We start from the raw sequence: 6331 nt of genomic DNA on the forward strand, positions 1-6331 counted from the left end.
CCCGCCGATTAGAAACCGAATGCCAACGCAATATTGAACTGATGTGGCTACTTGGTAAGTTGGCACCCGACTTTAAAACGATTGCTGATTTTAGAAAAGACAACGGAGATGGTATAAAAAATGTGTGCAAAACGTTTGTTGAAGTCTGCCGTCGTCTGAATATGTTTGAGAAACCAGTTGTTGCCATCGATGGTAGTAAGTTTAAAGCTAGCAACAACAAAGGCAATAATTTTACGCCAAGCAAAGTTAAATTCCACATCGACCGAGTCGAAAAGAATATTGAACGTTACCTTGAATTACTTGATGAAGCCGATAAAGAGCAAGCTAACGTCACAAAAATTAAAGCCACAAAAGATAGGCTAGCTGACTTTCGCAGCCAGTTAAAAAAACTACACGAGATTAAAGAACAAGTTGAAGCTCATCCTGACAAGCAAATATCCACTACTGATCCTGATTCACGTTTAATGAAAACTCAAGGTTTTACAAGAGTTGTGAGTTATAACGTGCAAAGTGCGGTTGATACCAAGCACCACCTTATAGTGGCGCATGAGGTGACCAACGTGCCAGATAGAGGCCAGCTTGCGTCAATGACAAAACTCGCACAAAAAGCATTGCGCAAGGAAGATATAAGGGTATTAGCAGATAAAGGTTACTTCAGTCAGCCCGATATAAAAGATACTATCGATTTGGGTGCAGAGCCAATCATGCCCAAGACGGATACATCGTCCTCTGAAAAGAAAGGGATATTTAACCGCTCACTCTTCAAATACGATGCAAATAAAGATATTTACTTATGCCCCGCTGGTAATGAACTTCAAAATCGAATGCAGGTATTTGAGCAAGGTAAATACCTTGATGTTTACTTCAATCACATTGCTTGTCGAGATTGTAAAATAAGAAGTCAGTGCACTAACTCTAAAAAAGACCCTAGGCGAATAAGGCGGTGGGTGCATGAGATTCTGACAGAAGAAATGCTTCAAAAGCTAAAGAATGAACCTGAATTGATGCTTCATCGCAAGCAAACTGTTGAGCACCCCTTTGGCACAATTAAACTCTGGATGGGAGCTACCCACTTACTAACACGAGGTTTAAAAAGCGTGGGGACAGAAATAAGTCTTCATGTCCTAGCTTACAACTTCAGAAGAATGATAACAATTATGGGAGTTAACGGCCTAAGTAAAGCAATTAGAGTAGCGTTGCCATAGCAGTTTCGCTCGCGCGGAGAAAATTGCGATACTGAGAAAAAATCGATCGCAACCATCTTAAATGGTTTCAAACTAAGAACATACCCAAGACAATTTATTAAAAATTAGTTTTCACACAGTCTGGGCACGTGCCAGACTCTAACTTCGAGTCTGGCTTAGGTTCAAATTTAAGCATCGATCTGTTCTGATACTTCTAACGCATCATCAACTTCTATTCCCAAGTACCTGACAGTGCTCTCTAGTTTTCTATGGCCAAGTAGAAGCTGACAGGCTCTTAAATTTTTAGTTTTTTTGTAAATTAGTGATGGTTTGGTACGTCTCATTGAATGAGTGCCATATTGAGTCTTATCTAACCCAATTGAGGTGACCCAAGAGTCAACTATACGTCCATATTGACGGGTTGAAAGGTGTTCAGAGGAATGAATTCGTGACTTAAACAAGTAATCATAAGAATTGAGAGTAAATTGCTCTATGAGCGCCACAATTGATTTCCTTGTATTTCCAGTAATTTCAAATTGAACAGGCATACCAGTCTTTTTTTATTTGCTGTAATTTTAGAGGTAACTTTTGTCCTACAAGCTTATTTTTATTCCAAGGCTCTTTAGGCTGATATATAGTTAACTGGTGCATTAGTTGTACTCCGGTGTTTATGGAGTTTTAAGCTTAGCTCGCTACAAAAGAATTCGGGTATGAGCGATGAGCGGTCATTGAGGTGAGTAGTCATTAATTTAGTAAGAATAGAGGAAACTTTCCTCTTTTTTACATGTTTATATTGGCAGTAGGAAGAGTAATATTTATTGTTGGCAATAATTTACGCTATTTGCTATTAATATAAGTTCATTAAATAAGGACGTTTTCGCGCTAAAAAAGGGAAAGTGTCCTCTGATAAAGTTGTTAGCACTCTATTGGATCATTAATTCAGCATGAAGGAAACTATATGGCAACCACCCCAGAGGAAATAAAAAGTTTATGTGAGCAGTGGTGTTCATCTGTTAAAACACCTGATGGTGGTATGGCAATCGGTGCTAATTCTGAAAAATATAGACTTTTTGCAAATGGAGTCAGGTTCCACGAGTTGGATCATCAGGCTTTATTGGCTTCAATTCTTGGTTTATCTAAAGTGTTACTACTCCCAGGATTAAATACAATCGTTGTAGATGATCACTTTGGGTTATGGTCATGGTGTGCTGAAGTTCTCGTAGGTAGTCGCTCTGAATACTTTAGTAATGAAGAACATGAAATGAAGTCATTGTTTCAGGCTTCAATCAGAGCTTCACTTGTAAATTGTAAGAAGCCAGCCAGATCATCAGAAGAGCAGCAGTTACAATACGAATCTGAACAAAAAATTCCGCATCATGCTAGATACTTCCTATATGACTCATCTCTAATATTGGCTTATATCGGTTTCCCATTACTTGAATCGACTCTAAAACGAGTAAGTTCAACATACTTAAATATGGATGGGACGGTTAAGTCTACTTTTCAAGTAAAAAATCGTGCTGGAAAACCGAGACCTTATAAAATTGGTGCGCAATGCTCCAGCATCAGAGATGTTTTAAATCTTGTGTATGATGAAATCGCAGATTCTGAACTCAAGGTACTTTTGCAAGAATTCAGAGTTCATATTTCAAGCTTAGATGATTCTCAAGACCCATTTGACCTTATATATTCATGGAGAAATCAATCTTTACACGGAAGTACAAACTTCCAAACTATTGGTGGAACTTTACTTAATTTATCTCTGCTTCTTTGCATATACAGTTTAAAAGATAATTACGAAGAATTAAGAAATAAAGTGATTGAGCAATGTAGGCGAGAAGAAAGTCATGATCATAAAAGCCCTTGGTCATTTTATCCTCCGTACTAGTGCATACAAGGCACTTAAGCGGAACTAAAACAGTGGATTAGGTTTCGCTTCACTACACATTATAACCCACTGTTTTAGTCCGCTTAGTGCGGCGTCATCACCGTCCGCTTAGTGCGGCGTCATCACCGTCCGCTCATGGCACATAGCAGCCAATTAAACTTGGCAGTATTTTTATGTGGTTGGCTTCATAAAGCCTGTATTTGGTAACTTTATGCCATTATAAGCTTCAATATTATGCCAACTTACACTTCAATTGCTACGCTGTAGCCCAGTAAAAAGGTATGTTCTTATGCCAGTTTATGCTTCTAACAACATTTGGGTGAAAATACATTCCTTTTAAATTATTCCTTAGTGACACCGTTAAATATTTAATATTACGAGTATCGATTTTCCACTATTACCGCTCTACCTCATTTTTACATTCACACTGTTTTTATTATTGTCGTTTACTGCACTAGCAGATGAAACATTCACTATTTATGTAAAAAAATCAAATTACTTATTTAGCAACTCCAAAGCAAAACTCACATCTACTGAGCTTGGCAATAAATTACAGTCACTCAATGTTTCAACAGTAATACTTATTGTAGATTATTGCGCAGCTCCAGAAGCGTTAGCTAATGCCTATTTAGCAATCGCAAATGCTAAGCCTATGCTTAAGGATATTAAGTTAAATTTAAGTGGCAGTCATAAAAAGAGTAAGTGTAAAAACACATAACACGCTTTTTGACAGGGGGTAATGTGTATCTGTTCCTGTTTTATTGCTGCTAGACAACCCTTGCCTTGTACGTAATAATGTAAAAATTACATTAATTTTAACATGTAAAGTGTTAACAAAGTGCCCCAAGGTTGATTAATGCCGCAAAGAAGTAAGTGGACACTCGCTGTTTTATTAGGGTTATTAGGCGGGTTAGTAAATCTCTCGCCATTGTATTTTTTCGACAGCTCCGAATTTTTGTTTGGGCAATTGTTTGTTTTATGCAGTTTAGTATTTACTGGGCTGCGTTACGCGTGCCTAAGCCTTGCTATTGTTTCTGGTTTTTTACTTTATAGGTGGGGCCATTGTTGGCCGAGTATTGTGTATTTACTCGAGCTTTGTTGGCTTTATGCTTTTTGCTTACGCCGCTCTAAACCTATTCTTCCTCTGGGTAGCGTATTTTGGCTATGTATTGGTTTACCCTTTGTATGGGTTATAGGCCAATTTGTTATTGGCTTGGCCTGGTTAACGCTAATAGTAGCGATATCAAAGTACTTAATTAACGCGCTAATAAGTTTGGCGGTGGTTGATTTAGTTAGTGTATTTGTACCTTACGCTAGCCGTGCGTATCAGGGTCGGCCCCTGGCAAAAATTTTAAGCTATGTGGTTAGTGTCATTATTATTTTAGTGGTATTGCTAACCAGTGTAATTTTAGTAAACGATCATCATGCGCGCTTAGAGTATGAAGTAAACGCTCAACTAAAAGAAAAAGCCGAGTCTATTAGCACGCAATTAAATGATTATTTAGCATTTCATAAAAACGCCATTGTTATGAGTAGCGACGCAATAAGTGCGGGCACTGCAAGCGATGTGCAGCTCAAACGATTAATGTCGTTATTTCCAGGCTTTACAACCAGCTTGTATGCAAACCCAGATGGCTTTGTAGAGCTTAGCTCGCCCAGCGATTTAATAGAGGGGCTTAGCCTTGCTCAGCGTAGTGTTAAAGACCGAGCATACTTTACTCAAGCTCAGCAGTTCCCTCTGGGCTATACCAGTGGTGTGTTTCAAGGTCGCGGCCTAGGTAACGAGGCCATTGTGGCGCTGTCGGCACCTATATACCGTAACAATACGTTTTATGGTGTGGTAGAGGGCTCGTTAAAGTTAGACCGCTTAGAGCGCTTTATACCTAACTTATTTGAGTACACGGGCGATTTAGTGGTGCTAGATGCGCAGCAAAAAGTGGTATTTAGCTCCCTTGATGAATTTAAAATACTGAGCCATTTTAACGGTGAGGGCTTTAATACCAGTAATTTAGGTGATAAAAACCTATTTCGTTCAACCAAAAACGAGGTGTACCACAGCTCTAGGTCACGGCAAGATCATTATAAATTGAACTTATAGAGCAAGTAGTGATCAGATCAAGGCATAATAATTACTTGGTCGCATAAATATGAGCACTACTTTTCTGAAACATTTTAATTCAATTACAGATCCTCGCATTGAACGTTGTAAAAAGCATGAACTTATCGATATTCTTCTCCTTGCTATTAGCGCTGTACTCTCTGGTGCAGAAGGATGGGAAGATATTGAAGACTTTGGGCACCTAAAGCTTGATTGGTTAAAAAAATACGGTACGTTCAACGCAGGAATTCCAAAACATGACACGATTGCTCGCGTCATGTGTCGGTTAAAAGCAAATGAAATAGAAAGGGCATTTCAATCTTGGATATCATCACTGATTGAAACCACAGGTGCAGATATCATCGCTATCGATGGCAAAACCGCACGACGTTCATTTACCACAAAAGACAGAAAAAGTGCCTTACACACGGTCAGTGCATGGAGTTGCCAACACCAGTTAGTGCTTGGGCAGACGGCTGTTGATAATAAAACAAATGAAATCACCGCAATACCAGAATTACTCACCCTGCTCGATATTGAAAACAGTATCATTACGTTAGATGCGATGGGATGCCAACAAGAAATAGCAAAACAAATCATCCAACAAAAAGCAGATTATATTCTTGCACTTAAAGGTAATCATTCAGGCATGCAAAAGGAACTAGAAGCGTGGTGGCACAAGTGCGAGCGTGAAAGGTTAACTCAGCATAATTGTGATGAATATACCGAAATAAGCTCAGGACATGGGCGTGTTGAAACACGTACATGCCAGCAGTTACTTATAGATAAAAGCTGGTTAGGCAAGGATTATCGTTGGCCTGGCTTAACGAGTATTATTAAGGTCAGGGCTGAAGTTCATGATAAGTCGGCAGGGTCGGATACCACTGAAACACGCTGGTATATAAGTTCATTAGACTTAAATGCAGCGCAAGCACTCAATGCGGTACGCAGTCACTGGCAGGTTGAAAGCATGCATTGGATGCTTGATATGAACTTCAGAGAAGATGAATCGAGAATACGCAAACTTCAAGGGCCATTAATGTTTAATGTAATGCGAAAGATAGCCATGGCGCTTTTTAAACAAGATACATCTAAGTCAGCTAGTATGGCGAGGAAAAAGAAAATGGCAGGGCTAGACGATGATTACCGCTCAACCCTGTT

3 protein-coding genes and 2 pseudogenes (1 of these 5 cut by a window edge) are annotated in these 6331 nt (G+C 39.1%); 4 read left to right on the forward strand and 1 reads right to left on the reverse strand.

Features of this window, described 5'->3' with window-relative positions; all coding sequences use genetic code 11:
• Positions 1-1205 (forward strand): annotated as a pseudogene (locus tag L650_RS0105035) (IS1182 family transposase) (it extends 225 nt beyond the left edge of the window).
• A gap of 167 nt (positions 1206-1372) precedes the next feature.
• On the opposite strand, the gene L650_RS0105040 reads toward L650_RS0105035, so the two are convergent.
• Positions 1373-1732, reverse strand: a complete 360-nt coding sequence (locus L650_RS0105040; RefSeq protein WP_249364201.1) for a tyrosine-type recombinase/integrase — start codon at positions 1730-1732, stop codon at positions 1373-1375.
• A gap of 410 nt (positions 1733-2142) precedes the next feature.
• Between L650_RS0105040 and L650_RS0105045 the strand changes: the two genes are divergently transcribed.
• From L650_RS0105045 to L650_RS0105060, 3 genes and pseudogenes are all read left to right on the forward strand, one after another.
• Positions 2143-3072 carry a hypothetical protein gene (locus L650_RS0105045; RefSeq protein ID WP_004589485.1) on the forward strand — a complete coding sequence of 310 codons (930 nt, stop codon included), beginning with the start codon at positions 2143-2145 and terminating at the stop codon, positions 3070-3072.
• 856 nt (positions 3073-3928) lie between these two features.
• Positions 3929-5149: pseudogene (locus L650_RS0105055) on the forward strand (hybrid sensor histidine kinase/response regulator); the annotation flags it as partial.
• A gap of 70 nt (positions 5150-5219) precedes the next feature.
• Positions 5220-6331, forward strand: a 1112-nt coding sequence (locus L650_RS0105060) for an ISAs1 family transposase (RefSeq protein ID WP_029771904.1), incomplete at its 3' end; no start/stop codon positions are given.

It is taken from the genome of Pseudoalteromonas sp. TB51 (assembly GCF_000498055.1).
GTDB lineage: Bacteria > Pseudomonadota > Gammaproteobacteria > Enterobacterales > Alteromonadaceae > Pseudoalteromonas > Pseudoalteromonas atlantica.

Bases quoted from the DNA above. Each gene is read 5' to 3' on its own strand.
- L650_RS0105040 (WP_249364201.1), bottom strand. From the start codon at position 1,732: ATGCCTGTTCAATTTGAAATTACTGGAAATACAAGGAAATCAATTGTG.
- L650_RS0105045 (WP_004589485.1), top strand. From the start codon at position 2,143: ATGGCAACCACCCCAGAGGAAATAAAAAGTTTATGTGAGCAGTGGTGT.